Origin of the sequence: Halochromatium glycolicum (assembly GCF_016584085.1) — a bacterium.
Taxonomy (GTDB): domain Bacteria; phylum Pseudomonadota; class Gammaproteobacteria; order Chromatiales; family Chromatiaceae; genus Lamprobacter; species Lamprobacter glycolicus.
This window is the reverse complement of the sequence record NZ_NRSJ01000013.1, coordinates 85,348-100,724: the sequence shown is the minus strand read 5'-3', so window position 1 is coordinate 100,724 and position 15,377 is coordinate 85,348. Positions and strand designations below refer to the sequence as shown.

General features: G+C 66.6%; 13 protein-coding genes. 5 read left to right on the top strand and 8 right to left on the bottom strand.

Annotation, left to right across the window (positions count from 1 at the left end):
- Nucleotides 1-45 precede the first annotated feature (45 nt).
- The 4 genes from CKO40_RS09420 to CKO40_RS09405 all read right to left on the bottom strand — a co-directional run bounded on the left by CKO40_RS09420 (nucleotide 46) and on the right by CKO40_RS09405 (nucleotide 4,010).
- Complete coding sequence (locus tag CKO40_RS09420; RefSeq protein WP_200345954.1) at nucleotides 46-1,188, bottom strand: MFS transporter; 1,143 nt, start codon at nucleotides 1,186-1,188, stop codon at nucleotides 46-48.
- A 58-nt stretch (nucleotides 1,189-1,246) separates the two neighbouring features.
- Nucleotides 1,247-2,362, bottom strand: coding sequence for a chorismate synthase (gene aroC, locus CKO40_RS09415; RefSeq protein WP_200345953.1), 1,116 nt, complete (start codon nucleotides 2,360-2,362; stop codon nucleotides 1,247-1,249).
- 24 nt (nucleotides 2,363-2,386) lie between these two features.
- The gene (locus tag CKO40_RS09410; protein WP_420827375.1) at nucleotides 2,387-3,760 is read right to left on the bottom strand and encodes a TolC family outer membrane protein; all 1,374 of its coding nucleotides are present in this window, start codon (nucleotides 3,758-3,760) and stop codon (nucleotides 2,387-2,389) included.
- Between the two features lie 88 nt (nucleotides 3,761-3,848).
- On the bottom strand, nucleotides 3,849-4,010 hold the full coding sequence (locus CKO40_RS09405; protein ID WP_200345952.1) for a hypothetical protein: 162 nt from the start codon (nucleotides 4,008-4,010) through the stop codon (nucleotides 3,849-3,851).
- Between CKO40_RS09405 and CKO40_RS09400 the strand changes: the two genes are divergently transcribed.
- Both CKO40_RS09400 and CKO40_RS09395 read left to right on the top strand, forming a co-directional pair.
- The gene (locus CKO40_RS09400; RefSeq protein WP_200345951.1) at nucleotides 4,009-5,871 is read left to right on the top strand and encodes an ABC transporter ATP-binding protein; all 1,863 of its coding nucleotides are present in this window, start codon (nucleotides 4,009-4,011) and stop codon (nucleotides 5,869-5,871) included. The two genes, CKO40_RS09405 and CKO40_RS09400, sit on opposite strands and share 2 nt — an antisense overlap.
- Before the next feature lie 78 nt (nucleotides 5,872-5,949).
- Nucleotides 5,950-6,990: a YheT family hydrolase gene (locus CKO40_RS09395; protein ID WP_200345950.1), complete on the top strand. Its 1,041-nt coding sequence runs from the start codon at nucleotides 5,950-5,952 to the stop codon at nucleotides 6,988-6,990.
- Nucleotides 6,991-7,012: 22 nt separating this feature from the next.
- Here the strand turns inward: CKO40_RS09395 and CKO40_RS09390 are convergent, their stop codons facing one another.
- Nucleotides 7,013-7,684, bottom strand: a complete 672-nt coding sequence (locus CKO40_RS09390) for a histidine phosphatase family protein (RefSeq protein WP_200345949.1) — start codon at nucleotides 7,682-7,684, stop codon at nucleotides 7,013-7,015.
- A gap of 525 nt (nucleotides 7,685-8,209) precedes the next feature.
- On the opposite strand from CKO40_RS09390, the gene CKO40_RS09380 reads away from it, so the two are divergent.
- Genes CKO40_RS09380 through CKO40_RS09370 form a run of 3 tightly spaced genes read left to right on the top strand, consistent with a single transcriptional unit; the run spans nucleotide 8,210 to nucleotide 11,657 of the window.
- The gene (locus CKO40_RS09380; RefSeq protein WP_200345947.1) at nucleotides 8,210-9,565 is read left to right on the top strand and encodes an NAD(P)/FAD-dependent oxidoreductase; all 1,356 of its coding nucleotides are present in this window, start codon (nucleotides 8,210-8,212) and stop codon (nucleotides 9,563-9,565) included.
- On the top strand, nucleotides 9,562-10,323 hold the full coding sequence (locus CKO40_RS09375; protein ID WP_200345946.1) for a DUF1365 domain-containing protein: 762 nt from the start codon (nucleotides 9,562-9,564) through the stop codon (nucleotides 10,321-10,323). The genes CKO40_RS09380 and CKO40_RS09375 overlap by 4 nt, the downstream gene beginning before the upstream one ends.
- On the top strand, nucleotides 10,323-11,657 hold the full coding sequence (locus CKO40_RS09370; protein WP_200345945.1) for an SAM-dependent methyltransferase: 1,335 nt from the start codon (nucleotides 10,323-10,325) through the stop codon (nucleotides 11,655-11,657). Before CKO40_RS09375 ends, CKO40_RS09370 begins: the two co-directional genes overlap by 1 nt.
- Before the next feature lie 67 nt (nucleotides 11,658-11,724).
- Here the strand turns inward: CKO40_RS09370 and CKO40_RS09365 are convergent, their stop codons facing one another.
- From CKO40_RS09365 to CKO40_RS09355, 3 genes are read right to left on the bottom strand one after another with little or no spacing between them, the layout of a single operon-like run.
- Nucleotides 11,725-13,440, bottom strand: a complete 1,716-nt coding sequence (locus CKO40_RS09365; protein ID WP_207173529.1) for a pentapeptide repeat-containing protein — start codon at nucleotides 13,438-13,440, stop codon at nucleotides 11,725-11,727.
- Nucleotides 13,419-13,886: a hypothetical protein gene (locus CKO40_RS09360; RefSeq protein ID WP_200345943.1), complete on the bottom strand. Its 468-nt coding sequence runs from the start codon at nucleotides 13,884-13,886 to the stop codon at nucleotides 13,419-13,421. The genes CKO40_RS09365 and CKO40_RS09360 overlap by 22 nt, the downstream gene beginning before the upstream one ends.
- Nucleotides 13,886-15,121, bottom strand: coding sequence for a hypothetical protein (locus CKO40_RS09355; protein WP_200345942.1), 1,236 nt, complete (start codon nucleotides 15,119-15,121; stop codon nucleotides 13,886-13,888). Before CKO40_RS09355 ends, CKO40_RS09360 begins: the two co-directional genes overlap by 1 nt.
- Nucleotides 15,122-15,377 lie beyond the last annotated feature (256 nt).

The following is a 15,377-nucleotide window of genomic DNA, read 5'->3' as shown; positions in this document are numbered from 1 at the left end:
CCCAAGGGCCACCCCCGAAGGGCGCGCCGCCCGGCGGGCGCGCGATCAGGCTTCAACGGTATCGGGAGTGCGGCTCCAGTAGGCTGCAGCGAGCCCGAGCGCCGCAAAGCCGGCGGCAACGCTGAAGGTCCAGCCGGCCCCGGCCGACGACCAAAGCATCCCGCTGATCAGGCTGCCGATCGCGCCGCCGACCCCGAAGCTCAGGCTGTTGTAGAGGGCCTGCCCGCGGCCCTGGGTCGGGCCTGGGAAATACTGATGCGTCAGATGGATGGCCGCGGCATGAAACACCCCGAACGAGGCCGCATGCAGGGTCTGCGCAAGGATCTGCAGCGCAACGATCTCGACGAAGAACCCGATCATGAGCCACCGCAGCGCGGCCAGCGCCAGGCTGGCGAGGATCAGCCGGCGCGCGCCGAAGCGTTCCAGCAACCGATGCATCCGCAGGAACACCAGCACCTCGATCGCGACCCCGAGCGCCCAGAGCATCCCGATCGACATCTCGCGGTAGCCCGCGGACTCGAGAAAGATCGAATAGAAGGCGTAATAGGCGCCATGACTGGCCTGCATTAGCATGCAGGCGGTCAGGAACAACAGCAGCTCGCGGCGGCGCAGCAGCTGTCGCAACGATAGATGCTGAGTCGCCTGATGCGCATGCGGACGGTCCGGCACCAGCAGCACGCTCAGCAGGATACCGATGAACATCGCCAGCACCGCAACCGGCACCACGCCGCTACCGGCCTGCTGCTGCCACCAGCCGACCACGAGCACGGTCAGGATGAACCCGATGCTGCCCCAGACCCGCACCTGGGCATAGCGGCTGACCCGGGTGCCAAGGTGATTGAAGGTCACCGCCTCCATCAGCGGCAGTGGACCGTTCCAGAAGAAGCTCCAGACCGCCATCGTCAGGGCCATCAGCCAGAAGCCGTCGGCCCAGAACACGGCAGCGAAGCCGAGCAGCGCGAGCAGCGCGCCGAGCCGGACGATCGGCATCCGCTCGCCGCGCCAGTCGGCGAGCGCGCCGAACAGGTTTGGGGCGACAATCTTGGTGCCCATCAGGATCGCCATCAGCACCCCGATCGCGACCGGCGCAAACCCACGCTCGAGCAGATACGGTCCCCAGAAGGGCACCAGCGCACCAAGGGCGCCAAAGTGGAAGAGGTAGAAGGCGGAAAGACGCGCGTAGGGCATCGGTTCAGCCGAGCGCGGAACCTGAGTCAATGGGCCCGAGCCTCTAAAGGGCTGGAGCTCAAGGGGCCTGGGACGGGATCGGCGCGAGCGGCGGCTCCACGTGGGCGTTCTGGGCGCGGTGGCGCAGCAGGTGGTCGGCCAGCACCAGCGCCAGCATCGCCTCGGCAATCGGCGTCGCGCGAATGCCCACGCAGGGGTCATGGCGGCCCTTGGTGACGATCTCGGTGGCGGCGCCGCTGAGATCCACCGAGCGGCCCGGCAGGCGGATGCTCGAGGTCGGCTTCAGCGCCAGCCGGGCGACGATGTCCTGGCCGGTCGAGATGCCGCCGAGCACGCCACCGGCGTTGTTCGAGAGGAAGCCGGTCGGTGACATCTCGTCACGATGTTCGGTGCCGCGCTGGGCGACGCTGGCGAACCCGGCGCCGAGCTCGACGCCCTTCACCGCGTTGATGCTCATCAGCGCATGCGCGATCTCGGCGTCCAAGCGATCAAAGATCGGCTCACCGAGGCCCGGCGGCAGCCCTTGAGCGATCACGGTGACCTCGGCGCCAATCGAATCCCCGGATTTGCGCAGCTCATCCATGAACGCCTCGAGCTCGGCGACCCGCTCCACGGCCCCGCAGAAGAACGGGTTCTGCTCCACCTGCGCCCAGTCGAACCCCGCATCGCCCGGGGCGGGCAGCGTGATCGGCCCGAGCCGCGACAGGCAGCCGCGCACCTCGATTCCGGCGAGCTGGCGCAGGCAGACCTTGGCGATGCCGCCGGCGGCGACCCGGATCGCGGTCTCGCGCGCCGACGAGCGCCCACCACCGCGGTAGTCGCGACGGCCGTACTTCATCGTGTAGCTGTAGTCGGCGTGACCGGGGCGGAAGCGCGTCGCGATCTCGCTGTAGTCCTTCGAGCGCTGGTCCTGGTTCTCGATCAGCAGCCCGATCGGGGCGCCGGTGGTCTCGCCCTCGAACAGGCCGGAGAGGATGCGCACCTGGTCCGCCTCGCGCCGCTGCGTCGTGTGGCGCGACTTGCCCGGGGCGCGCCGATCGAGATCCTGCTGCAGATCGGCCTCGCAGAGCGGCAAGCCGGGCGGACAACCGTCGACGATGCCGCCGATCGCCGGTCCATGGCTCTCGCCGAAGCTGGTGAGGACGAACGAGCGCCCGAAGCTGTTACCGGACACGAGCGGCTATTACCCGAGCAGCGATCAATAGGACGGAGGTGGTACCTGATCGGCATTGGTCAGCCAGGCGTTCCCCTTCGCGAGCACGTCGCGCGTCAGGGTGCTGGTCGCCTGGTGCAGCAGGATGCCGTTGATGATGTAGTCGTAGCGCGCCGAGAGGTAGTCGAACTCGGCCTGGAACAGATTGCGCTGCGCGTTCAGGACATCGACCTGCGTGCGCGTGCCGACCTCGAGGCCGGCCTCGGTGGATTCCAGCGAGCTGCGTGCCGAGACGATCGCCGCTTGGCGCGCCTTGACGTCGCTGATGCTCGAGAGGATGCCGCGGAAGGAGTCCTTGACCTGATTGATCACCGCGCGGCGCTGCTGGTCGAGCCGATCCTGGGCGGCCCGGAACTCATGGCCGGCCTGCCGGGTCCGCGAGGCGACCGCACCGCCCTGATAGATCGGGATATTGACGTTCAGGCCGATGAACCCCGAATCGGTATCGGTGCCGAACTCCTGCTCGGTGCGGGAGAGGTCATAGCCGGCCTGCATGTCGAGGCTCGGGTAGTAGCCCGAGCGCTCGATCTCGATGCCCTTGCGCGCCGCCTCGGCCGCCGCCTTCGCTGCGGCGATGCCGTAATTGTTGGCCAGCGCGGTCTCGGCCCAGACATCGATGTCATTGGGCTGCGGAGGCGAAAGGGGCAGCCGGTCGCCGAGCCGCGCGAGCGGCACCTGCACCGGTCCGACGATCCGGCGCAGGGCCTCCCAGGCATTGTCCAGACCATTGCGCGCGGTGATCAGATCGGCACGGGAGCGGTCATAAGCGGCCTGGTTGTCGTTGACATCGGTGATCGCGACCAGCCCGACCTCGAAGCGCTGCTTGGACTGTTCGAGCTGGCGCTCGTCAGCGGCGACCAGCGCCTCCCGGACCCGGACCAGGTCCGAGGCACGCAGCACGCCGAAGTAGGCCTCGGTGGTGCGCACCATCAGGTCGATCTGGGCGTTCTGATACTGGGCCTGGGCCTGCGCGATGGTGTCATCGGCTTGGCTTAGCCGCATCCAGTCACCACGGTTATAGAGAGACTGAGAGACGACCGCTGATGCGGTCCGGCTCTGGAACTCATCCTGACGGCTGAAATCATTGCCGAGTTGGCTGCGGCCGCTCGACTCGACATCGGTGTACTCGACGCTGCCGCTGATGCCGAAGTTCGGCAGCAGCAGCGCGCGCGCCTGCGGTTTCGCCTCGCGGGTCGCGTACAGGGTCTGTTCCTCTTCGCGCAAGGTCGGGTCGCTTCTGACCGCCAGATCATAGATGTCGAGCAGATCGGCAGCCGAGGCCTGTGCGGTCCACAGCACAGCGGGGAGCATCAGACTGCATAGCAGCAGCGGGCGCAGGGTTCTGCAGAGCGGTCTCATCATCTTGGTCGGGCGCATCCGTTTTCCAGGGGCGAGCGGCAGGGCGTCGGTCTCAACTGGCGCGAGTATAGGCGAGCGCCCCGATGCGTCACAATGTCGGTTGCCGATCGATCCTGCCGCGGGAACCGAAGCCGACGATCAGCTGCCGAGACGCTTGAGCCAAATCAGTCATAGCGCCGTCGCAAATCGCCGCAACAGATCGCCGCGAACCGTTCGCCGCATTGGAGCAGACGAGATTGCCGGAATCCATGCCCGCCTCCACCGTCGCCAGCCCAGACACCGCAGCCGCCCCAGCGCGTCGCTCGCGTGCGGCGCATCCCGAGGCACCGCAACGCAGCCATTACGCCTGGCGCGACCTGCTCGGGATGATGCGCCGCCACCGGCGCGCGCTGGTGCTGGCCAATCTGATCGCGATCCTCGGCACGCTCGCCGCGGTGCCGATCCCGATGCTGATGCCGATCCTGGTCGACGAGGTCTTGTTGGATCAGCCGGGTACCGCCGTCGCGCTGATGGACCGGATCTTCCCCGCAGACTGGCAGGGGCCGGTGCTCTACATCCTCGCGGTCCTCGGCCTGACGGTGCTGCTGCGCGCGGTCGCGCTGGCGCTGCAGGTCTGGCAGACACGCGAGTTCACGGTCGTCGCCAAGGAGGTGGTCTATCGGATCAGGCGCGATCTGCTCACCCGCCTGCAGCGGGTCTCAATGGCCGAGTACGAGACCCTCGGCTCGGGCACCGTGGCCTCGTACCTGGTCACCGACCTCGATGCGCTGGATCAATTCATCGGCGGCGCGGTCTCGAAGCTGCTGGTCGCGGTGCTCAGCATCATCGGCACCGCGATCATCCTGCTCTGGATGCACTGGCAGCTCGGGCTGTTCATCCTATTGCTGAACCCGGTCGTGATCTACGTGACCACGGTCTTCGGCCGCCGCGTCAAGGAGATGAAGCGACGCGAGAACGGCGCCTATCAGGCCTTCCAGGAGAGCCTCGCCGAGACCCTGGATGCGATCCAGCAGATCCGGGCCGGCAACCGCGAGCGTTTCTATATCGACCGCAGCATCGCCACCGCCGACCGGATGCGCCAGTTCTCGAGCGCCTTTACCTGGAAGAGCGAGGCCGCCAGCCGCGCCTCGTTCATGGTCTTCCTGGTCGGCTTCGATCTGTTCCGCGCCGTCAGCATGCTGATGGTGCTGTTCTCTGGTCTCAGCATCGGCGAGATGCTAGCGGTGTTCGCCTACCTCTGGTTCATGATGGGGCCGGTGCAGGAGGTGCTGACCGTGCAGTATTCCTTCCACGCCGCCGATGCGGCGCTCAAGCGCATCAACCAGCTGACGCAGATGCATCAGGAGCCGGACTATCCGCACCGGCTGGACCCGTTCGCCGGCAAGACCACGGTCGGCGTCGCGCTCGAGGACGTGCGCTTCGCCTATGGCGACGGCCCCAATGTGCTCGATGGGGTCGGCTTTCGGATCGCGCCGGGTGAGAAGCTCGCGATCGTCGGCGCCAGCGGCAGCGGCAAGACGACACTGGTGCAGGTGCTGCTCGGGCTCTATCCGCCGACCTCCGGCAGCATCCGTTTCGACGGCGCGCCGGTCGATCAGGTCGGCATGGACGTGGTGCGCGATCATGTCTCGACCGTGCTGCAGCATCCGGCCCTGTTCAATGACACGGTGCGGATGAATCTGACGCTCGGCCGCGACCTCGACGACGAGCGCCTCTGGCATGCGCTGCGGATCGCCCAGCTCGAGCAGGTGGTCAGCGAGCTCGACGACGGCCTCGACCAGCGCATCGGCCGCGACGGGGTGCGGCTGTCGGGCGGGCAGCGGCAGCGCCTGGCGATCGCCCGGATGGTGCTCGCCGACCCGGCCGTGGTGATCCTGGACGAGGCGACCTCGGCCCTCGACAGCGCCACCGAGGGCCGGCTGCATGGCGCACTCGAGGACTTTCTCGCGAACCGCACGACCCTGATCATCGCCCACCGGCTCAGCGCGGTGCGCCGCGCCGACCGCATCCTGGTCCTGGAGCACGGGCGCGTCGTCGAGGAAGGGCGCCATGATGAGCTGATCGAGCGCGGTGGGAGCTATGCGGCGCTCTATGCGCGCCAGCGGGGCTGAGCCGCGCTCACTGGCGGAACGGGCTTCGCCAAAAACCCGCAGACCACAGCAGCGCCCCCGGAACGGACAAACGAGATCATGTCACCCGCCTCGCGCCCGACAAGCCCGACAAGCCCGCCCCACGGCCGCATCGTTGAGAGCGATTTCCGCCCCGCCTGGTGGCTGCGGAATCCGCATCTGCAGACGCTCTGGCCGAAGATCCGAATGCATCTCGGTGGCCGCCGCCAATCAAGCAACCCAGGGCGCACGGAGCTCGAGCGCCGCCGCTTCGAGCTCAGCGATGGCGACTTCATCGATCTCTCGATCCCAGTCGGCATCGAGGGACTACGGGTGCTGATCGTGCACGGTCTCGAGGGCGGGCTCGATTCCCACTACGCTGCCAGCCTGGTGGACAGCCTGGCCGACGCTGGACTTCAGCCTCTGTTCATGCACCTGCGCGGCGCCAGCGGCGAGCCCAACCGGCTCGCCCGGTCCTATCACTCCGGCGCGACCGACGACCTGGCCGAGGTGCTCGCCAAACTGGCTGAGGACCCGGAAGGCCCCGTCCAGGCCGCGATCGGCTTCTCGCTCGGGGGGAATCTGCTGCTGAAGTATCTCGGTGAGCGCACCGATCCGCTGCTCGGCCGTGCCATCGCGGTCTCGGTGCCGTTCGTCCTGCGTGATGCGATGCTGCGGCTCGACATCGGCCTCTCGCGCCTCTACCGCGGCTACCTGGTGAGCCGGTTGAAGGCGAGCTACCGCGACAAGTTCAAGCACCGGCCCGCGCCCTTGCAGGTCGATCTCGACCGCATCCGTGATTTCAATACCTTCGATGATCAGATCACCGCGCCGCTGAACGGCTTCGCCGGTGTCTTCGACTACTATGAGCAGGCGAGCTGCCGACGCTACCTGCGCGCGATTCAGACCCCGACGCTGATCATCCACGCCGCCGATGATCCGTTCATGTTCCCGACGACCGTGCCGTTCGCGCACGAGCTCGGTTCGGGCGTCACCCTCGAGCTCGCCCGCCGCGGCGGCCATGTCGGCTTCATCGCCGGCCCCTGGCCCTGGCGCTCGGGGAGCTGGCTCGAGACGCGCATCCTGGAAGCCCTAAGAGGCCCTATCAAAATGCCCGGCTAGCCCGTACAAGCTGCTGATTTGATCAACCCCGCGGCGACCACCATCGCGAGAGGCGCTGCGAAAAGGTCCGATCCGGCACGCCCTCATAGTGAGACACATCGTTGAACAGGCGCAGACGCGCCCGCACCGGGCTGACGAAGTCGAGGATGTTCAGTGCGGCAGGGCTTTGATCGAGCCGGTCCCGATAGCCGCGCGCATCGAAGCCGAGCAGGCTGCTGATCAGCAGCCGATTGGTCCCCTTGTGGCAGACCACCAGCACCGAGCCGTGCTGATGCTGCTCGACGATGCGCCGCACCACCGGCAGCGCCCGCGCGAGCACATGGACGCCGGATTCGCCCTCGCGCGGCGCAATGGTCAGCGGGTCTTCCTGCCAGTTCTCGTATTCCTCGCCATACTGGGCCTCGACCTCGGCGCGGGTCTTGCCTTCCCAGTGGCCGTAGTCGATCTCGCGCAGCGCCGAATCGACCCGGACCTCAGCCGCGTGCGGTTTGGCCAGGATGCGCGCGGTCTCGACCGTGCGTCCCATCGGGCTGGCATAGACGGCGTCGATCTGCTCGTTGGCGAGGCGCTCGGCGAGGTTCGCGACCTGCTTGCGCCCTTCATCGGAGAGCGGCACATCGGTCGCGCCTGAGAAACGATCCTCCGCAGTCAGCTCGGTCGCGCCATGGCGAACTAGAAACAGACGGGTCGGCATGCTGGGTCCCTCTTGGTCGAGTATTGGTCGAGCAATTGTCGATGAAGAAGAAGATGCGGCCCGGCCCTGAGATGGCAACGATACCTCTGCGATTGCGGCACCGCCGTTAAAACCCAGTCCACGCCCGCATGAGACTGGCCCCGGCCTGGTCTTGGTGCGCCTGCGACTCTGCGGAGGAATCAAGGCACTCCGGCTGCGGCTGCGGCTGCGGCTGCGGCTGCAAGGACAGCTCGCGCTGCGACGGCTGCTCGCGCAGCACGGCGGTACACTGAGCGTGGCTGAAGTCGCCGAACTGCTTGGTATCACCCCGGATGCGGTGCGCAAGCGCGCCCGCTGCGGCGGACTCCTCGCGCTACCGCACGGTTGCGCGTGCTCAGCGTACCGCCGGGACAGCTCTGGTATCGAATCACCTACCGCCGCCATTAGAATGCGCAGCTCGGGTCAAGTGCGATGCACCGGTTGAAATCCGGTTCCGCGTCCAGATTTCCCGAGAGCGGTATCGACAAAACCCGGACAATGCCCTTCATGCGCAGACAGATCGCCGTCATCGGCAGCGGAATCGCCGGCTTGGCATCGGCCTGGCTCATCGGCCGGTCGCACGACGTCACCCTCATCGAGCGCAACGACTACGTCGGCGGCCATACGCATACGATCGATTGCGACGAGGACGGCCGCAGCGTCCCGGTCGACACCGGCTTTATTGTCTACAACGTCGCCAATTATCCGCTGTTGACCCGGCTGTTCGAGGTGCTCGGGGTCGCGACACGCGAGGGCGACATGTCGTTCTCGGCCTCGATCGGCCCCGGCGCGATCGAATACTCCGGCGACAGCCTGAACACCCTGTTCGCGCAGCGGCGCAACCTGCTCGACCCGCGCTTCCTGCGCATGGCAGCGGACATCGTTCGCTTCAACCGGCGCTGCAAGCGGATGCTGCGCTGCGGCGGCTTCAACGGCCTCAGTGTCGGCGAGCTGATCAAGCGCGAACGGATGAGTGACGGCTTTCGCGATCATTTCTTACTGCCGATGGCGGCCGCGATCTGGTCCTGCCCGACCCGGACGATGCTCGACTTCCCGGCCGAGAGCCTGGCGCGATTCTTCAACAACCACGGTCTACTGAACCTGATCGACCGACCGCTCTGGCGGACGGTCACCGGCGGCAGCGCACGCTACGTCGAGCGGCTGCTCGATGAGATCGGCCGTGAGCGCGTCAAGCTCGATGCAGCCCGTTCGCTGCGCCGCACCGGACAGGGCGTCGATATCACGCTCGCTTCCGGTGAGCAGATGCAGTTCGACGATGCCGTGCTCGCCTGCCACGCCGATCAGGCCTTGGCCTTGCTCGAACAGCCCAACGAGGCCGAGCGCGAGCTGCTGGGCCGCTTCCGCTATCAGCCCAATCGGACCTTTCTGCACACCGACACGGCGCTGATGCCGCGCCGACGCCAGGTCTGGTCCTCCTGGAACTACCTCTCCCAGGTCAATCAGGATGGTTCCCAGGCGGTCTCGGTGACCTATTGGATGAACCGGCTGCAAGGGCTCGAGACCGAGCGCGAGTACCTGGTCTCGCTGAACCCGCTCAGCCCGCCGCGTGCAGAGCACATCATCGCCGAGATGACCTATGACCACCCGGTCTTCGTCCAGGCCGCGATGGATGCCCAGCCGCGCTTGGCGGCGCTGCAAGGGCGCGACCGGGTCTGGTTCTGCGGCAGCTACTTCGGCTACGGCTTCCATGAGGACGCCCTCGCCTCGGCGGTCGAGATGGCCGCTCACCTCGGCGTCGAGACTGGCATCTTGACCGATTCACTGCCAGACCAAGCGAGCATCCCGCGTCCGCAGCGGACCGGCAACCCTGCAACGACGACGCCCGCCGGCTCCACCGTATGAACGACACCCCGCACCGGATCTACTTCACCAAGGTGATGCACCGGCGGCTGTTCCCGGTGCAGTACCGCTTCACCTATCGGGTCTTCAGCCTGTTGCTCGATCTGGACGCGCTCGATCGTCTGCCGCCGCTGCTCAAGACCGAGGGCCGCGGGCTGTTCCGCTTCGACCGCGCCGATCACGGTCCGCGCGACGGCTCGCCGCTGCGCCCCTGGGCCGAGCAGGTGCTCGCCGCGCATGGGATCGAGCTCGCGGGCGGGCGCATCCGGCTGCTCTGCTTCCCGCGCGTGCTCGGCTACGGCTTCAACCCGCTGAGCCTTTGGTACTGCGAGCATGCCGACGGGCGGCTGCGCGCGGTGCTTGCCGAGGTCAGCAATACCTTTGGCGAGCACCATTTCTACCTGCTGGCCAACGACGGCGCGCCGCTCGAGTGGCCGGTGCGCGACACCGCCAGCAAGTGCTTCTACGTCTCGCCGCTGATGGAGGTGGCCGGGGAGTATCGCTTCCGGCTCGCCGAGCCCGGCGACAAGCTCGCGGTCTTCATCCGGCAGTTCCACGAGGACGGCCGGCTCGAGCTCGTGGCCAGTCAAACCGGCGACGGCGAGCCCTTGACCAATCGGGCGCTGTGGCGCGCCTTTGGTCGAACCCCATTGATGACCTTCAAGGTCATGGCCGCCATCCATTGGCAGGCGCTCAAGATTTGGCTGCGCGGCGCGCGCTATGTCCCGAAAACCGACCCGCCCCGTCAAGAGGTGACCTGATGGCAAGTGACAAGACGGCCGAGGCCGCCCTCCCCCGTTTGCAGCAGCCGCTGTTCGGCCCGGTCGTCAAGACCCTGCTGCGCCCGCTGATGTGGCCGATCACCAGATTGTTCGATCAGATCGCCGCCGGACAGCTCAGGCTCACGCTCGGCAAGCGCAGCTACCTGCTCGAGAGCGAGCATGAAGGCCCAAGTGCCGAGATCCGCATCCTGCGACCGGTCCGGATGGCACGCCGTCTCGCGACCAAGGGCCATCTTGGACTCGGCGAGAGCTGGATGGCAGGCGACTGGGACAGCCCGGACCCGACTGCGGCGCTGCACCTGCTTGCCGTCAATGAGCACCGCTGGCGCGAACGCCAGCGCGGCGGCCCTTTGCACCGGCTGCTCTCGCCGCTGCGCCACCAGCGCCGCAGCAATACGCGCACCGGCAGCCGGCGCAACATCGCCTATCACTACGATCTCGGCAACGACTTCTACCAGCTCTGGCTCGACCCGAGCATGACCTATTCGAGCGCGGTCTTCGACGCCGACGCTCTCGGCAACGACGCGCAGCCGGACGAGACCGCGGGCGACGACGAGCAGGGCCTGAACCCAGCTCTGAGCCCCGTTCTGAGCCCTGCTCTGAACCGGGCCCAACAGCGCAAATATCAGCACCTACTTGGGATGCTGAACGCCGAGGCCGGACAGCGCCTGCTCGAGATCGGCTGTGGCTGGGGGGCAATGGCCGAGGTCGCCGTTGCCGAGGGCCTTCGGCTCACCGGCATCACGCTCTCCGAGGAGCAGCTCGCCTGGGCCAAGGCGCGTTTCGAAGGCTCGCCACGAGCGGATCAGGTCGAGCTCCGCCTTCAGGACTACCGCGATGTCACCGAGACCTTCGACCACATCGTCTCGATCGAGATGTTCGAGGCCGTTGGCGAGGACTATTGGCCGATCTATATGCAGACCCTGCACGATCGGCTGAAGCCCGGCGGGACCGCTGCGCTGCAGGTGATCACGATTGCCGACGCCATCTTCGAGGACTACAAGGCGAGCCCGGATTTCATCCAGCACTACATCTTCCCGGGTGGCATGCTGCCGACGGTCGACCGCTTCGACGCCGCCGCGCACGATGCCGGTCTCGAGGTCGTCGAGCGCCGCTTCTACGGCAAGGACTATGCGCGCACGTTGAGCGCCTGGCACCGGCGTTTCCTGGCCCATGAGGAGGCCGTGCGTGCGCTCGGCTACGACGAGCGGTTCATCCGGATGTGGCGCTACTACCTCAGTTACTGCGAGGCCGGCTTCCTAGACGACCGGATCGATGTGATGCAGGTAGCGTTGCGGCATCGGCGCGGTTGAAAGGCGCTCGAGCGAACAAAGGGGCTCGAGTCGAATGGGCGGTCTGCCACGCGCGTACAGAGGGCGCTCAAATCGGAAAAAGCTCGCCGACAAGCTGGTTGATCACCGGGCTGGTGTTGGCCAACGTCAGGGCCAGCAGCACCAGCAGCAATGATCCCAGCAGCCAGAGGCTCAGCAGTCCATATCGCAGCAAGCGAAGCCGACGGCCAGCAGCGGCCGCTTCCTCGCAGGTGACCGCAAGGCGGAGGTCCCGCGGCCCGACCTTGAACAGGAGCCGAAACGCGAGCTGCGCTGACCACAGCAGCCGCTCGGGCCTGGTGACAGGCTCGCGGCGGTGCTGACCCGCAGCTGCGAGCGGCCGATAGAGCGGCAACGCCGCCCCCCCGTCCTGCTCCCGGCCCTGCTGCTTCACGCGCACGGGGTTGCCAGGCATCACCAGCAACCAGAACCAGGTGATTAACCAGGCCGCTGCGGCGAGCGCCAGGATGCGCTCGAGCTTCGTGCCATAGCCGGTCGGCCAGCCCCAGACGAGCCATTCGGTGATCCCCACCAACCGTGCGACAAGCCCTTCGACGAACGCCAGCGGCGCCTTCGTCAACGCGGGCAGCGGTCGCGCTTGGCGCAAGCGAAAGCGCTCGCGCTCGAGCAGGTACTCGAGCTCGAGCCGGCCGGCTGTGTCGCCGGCGGCCGCGGCGCGCGCGTGCAGCGCGGCCAGCGTGCGCAGGTCCGGCGTCGCGGCCAACACGGCGTCGCGGATCTCGAGCCAGACGAACGACAGGGAGGGAAAGTAGGCATGGGTCAGGTCCAAGGGCCCCGTCGAGTTCAGACCATGGAAATCGGTTCGCCCCGCAAGGTTAGCGTATGCGAACGAGGCGCCACCGCTGCCGAAGCGGGTCTCGACGAAACTGGATTCGCCGCGGAAGTCGGTGAAGCGGAAGCGGGCTTCGTCTATGGTGCAGCCGCGGAAGTCAGCGCGCCCGGCGAATAGCGTCAGGTTGTCGCGATCGCCGAAATCGCCGCGACCCAGGGTGCAGAAACGGAATTCCGCGTCGCCGCGGAAGTGGACATTTCGGAAGGCGGCGCCGGCCGGCATGCACACGTTCAAGAAGGCGGCATCGTCAGCGAACAAGGCCGAGCGGAAATCGGCATTGGTATGGAAGACCGAATTGTTGAACAGGGCTGGTCCCAGAAAGCTGGCCGACCTGAAGCTGATCGCACGGCTCGGCCGCTCCTCGGTCGCGAGCTCGCAGGCCAAGAGCTCTGCCCGCGCTCCAAAGCGGGTCTCACGAAAGCTCGGCCGGTGCGTCATGATCACCCGATGCAAGCGCAGCTCCCGCTCGAACTGGTTGAAGTCGAAGCGAATGATGGGCCCGGTGAGGTTGCAGTCTTCGATCCGCACCGGACCGGAAATCACCGAGTGGTGCAGCGCGAAGCGGTCCAGCTCGCAACCGCGGAAGTCGATGCCGCCTTGGAGATGCGCGTTACCGATGCGCAGGCGCAGCGGCGTCGGCGTGCGCAGGATCAGCTTGCCGCGGAGCTGCACAGCGTCCAAGCGCCAGCCGGCGGGTTGCTCCGGCGGCTCCCCGCCCTGCAGCAACCTGCCGAGATCGAGATCGCCGTCGATCGTGACGTCCGCCAACCTACCCTGCTGGCGCAATTGCCGGTAGGCGTCCTCCGGTGTCAGCGCAGGCGGTGCGGCGCTGGCTCCACCGATGACCGCAGCGATGCTCAGCGCACCCAGCCGCCGCAGCCAGCGGCTGGCTAGGGCCTGGCAGCACACCATTGCGCAACCGACGGCGTCTCAACGAGGCGCGCGCAGACGGCCGCAATCATCCCGACTTGATGGGGCTCCGCGTTGACCTCGGCCTCATCGAGTCCCTTCAGTGCCGCTGCCGTGCAGGAGCGCTGGACCGGTGCATTCGTCGCGGCAGCGGTGGACTCTGAGCAAAGGGCCGCATGCGCGCCCGCCAGGATCTGATTCTCGATCCGTCGGCGCTTGTGATCGAGATTGGCCCGGGTCAGGAAGCCGCCGTTCAACATCGCGTCCTCGACGCTCTCGGTCAGCTCGTATCGCAGGTCCTCGGGCGGAAAGCCGTCCAGGGCGTCATACCAGGTCCGATAACTCTCGGCGAAGTCCTGCTCGGACAGCATGACTGCGAGTGCATCGGCCTTTGCTGCAGATGCCAACGTCAGTAGCAGCAGCCAGAATGGGGACCGGGCGCTGTGCATCAGGAACCTCCGTAGCGGTCCTTGAGGTCGCGGCATTGGGCCTGAACGAACAGCTCGAACATCGCGATCTTTGCGGCGCTTGTCGACGGCTGAAAGCGGGCGACACTATAAGGGGACTGCTCCAGGCGCTTGAGGCTGTCATGGGCGCGGCGGATGTTGGCCGGATGGGTCTCGGGGAAGAACACCTGCACCGATCCCGGCCGATCGTCGGTTCGGTTCGCATCGAGCATCGCAAAGACCTCTGGTCCGAACTGGACCTGCAGCATCCGGCGGATAAAGGGGCTGTTCGTGGCGCTCAGCGCGCGAACCATCTGGTTGCCGATGCTGTAGACGATGTACCAGTTTGCGCCCACCTCGTAGCGCAGCATCGGCTCAGTCAGCACACCGGGCGGAAAGGTAATCTGACTCAGTAGCTCGACGGCAAAGTCATCTGCGGCCCGTTCGAGGGCTTGGATCGCTGCGTACTTGCGTTGAATGAGATCGGGGCAGGCCCAGAACAGATCGCGATCCGCCTTGGAGGCGAAGCGCATCGGTGGCAAACGCCTGCTTGGATCGTCACGCCCTATGGCCAGGTGACCCATCTCGTGGGCCAGCAGGAAGGCGGCGGCACCGGATGCATACTGGACCCAGGGCGTCGTGTAATCGGCGCTGAGCAGCGCGCGGTTGCGTTTAGGGTCCCAGATGTCGCGGAAGGCATCGATGCCGCGAGCGCTAATGGCGCCGACGGCGGCCAGGGTGTCCATCTCGGTCGTGGCGTAGAGGATCGCAGCCGTGACGAAGGACTTCAGCAGCCCGGTGTCGACCAGCAGGATGCCGGAGACCTCGTCGGCCAGCGCATTGCCGGCGAGACCGTGGATCGGGATCTCGAGCTCGGCCAGCGGATTCCGGTCCCGAAGCCGGCCGGTGTCGACCATGTAGACGTTGACGAGACCCTGCCGATAGGGGCGGTTGATGCGAAACCCGTCCCACTGTCCGGTTGCGGCGATCAGGGAGGCCATGATGTCGTCCATGGCTTCGGGCATGTAGTCCTCAAGCAGCCGCTGCTGCTTCAGGATTCGGTAGACCTGATCACCTCTGGTATCCCGCGCGGCCTCGGCACAGGAGCCGACGGTGAGGGCCGCAACCGCGACCACTGCGACGAGCACCGCGACGACGCTGCGCCGTAGACGGGTCGGACGCGCCTCCCGGAGCCTTGGGGGGCTTGGCAACCGGTCCGGCAGATGAGCATCGCGCATCGGTCTGGCTCCATTGCAGGTGGACGCAAAACGCCAACAGCCTAAGAAGCCCTAACAGAATGCACGCTACAGCCTTAACACTGCGCCGCTTGTGCAGGCTAGGCGAGCACCTTGATAGGGCCTCTAAGCACACCACAATGGTAGGTCTTGTCAAGCCTGGCTTGCTCAGAGGCGACTGGGGCGGCAGCCAGCGCCGGCCCCAAGCTGGACTTGGAAGCCCTAACAGAATGCCCATTTTAACCAGATCGATCAGGAG

Excerpts from the sequence above, each read along its gene's own strand:
- CKO40_RS09420 (WP_200345954.1), bottom strand. The coding sequence starts at position 1,188 with ATGCCCTACGCGCGTCTTTCCGCCTTCTACCTCTTCCACTTTGGCGCC.
- CKO40_RS09410 (WP_420827375.1), bottom strand. The coding sequence starts at position 3,760 with ATGAGACCGCTCTGCAGAACCCTGCGCCCGCTGCTGCTATGCAGTCTG.
- CKO40_RS09400 (WP_200345951.1), top strand. The coding sequence starts at position 4,009 with ATGCCCGCCTCCACCGTCGCCAGCCCAGACACCGCAGCCGCCCCAGCG.
- CKO40_RS09405 (WP_200345952.1), bottom strand. The coding sequence starts at position 4,010 with ATGGATTCCGGCAATCTCGTCTGCTCCAATGCGGCGAACGGTTCGCGG.
- CKO40_RS09395 (WP_200345950.1), top strand. The coding sequence starts at position 5,950 with ATGTCACCCGCCTCGCGCCCGACAAGCCCGACAAGCCCGCCCCACGGC.
- CKO40_RS09390 (WP_200345949.1), bottom strand. The coding sequence starts at position 7,684 with ATGCCGACCCGTCTGTTTCTAGTTCGCCATGGCGCGACCGAGCTGACT.
- CKO40_RS09380 (WP_200345947.1), top strand. The coding sequence starts at position 8,210 with ATGCGCAGACAGATCGCCGTCATCGGCAGCGGAATCGCCGGCTTGGCA.
- CKO40_RS09375 (WP_200345946.1), top strand. The coding sequence starts at position 9,562 with ATGAACGACACCCCGCACCGGATCTACTTCACCAAGGTGATGCACCGG.
- CKO40_RS09370 (WP_200345945.1), top strand. The coding sequence starts at position 10,323 with ATGGCAAGTGACAAGACGGCCGAGGCCGCCCTCCCCCGTTTGCAGCAG.
- CKO40_RS09365 (WP_207173529.1), bottom strand. The coding sequence starts at position 13,440 with ATGGTGTGCTGCCAGGCCCTAGCCAGCCGCTGGCTGCGGCGGCTGGGT.
- CKO40_RS09360 (WP_200345943.1), bottom strand. The coding sequence starts at position 13,886 with ATGCACAGCGCCCGGTCCCCATTCTGGCTGCTGCTACTGACGTTGGCA.
- CKO40_RS09355 (WP_200345942.1), bottom strand. The coding sequence starts at position 15,121 with ATGCGCGATGCTCATCTGCCGGACCGGTTGCCAAGCCCCCCAAGGCTC.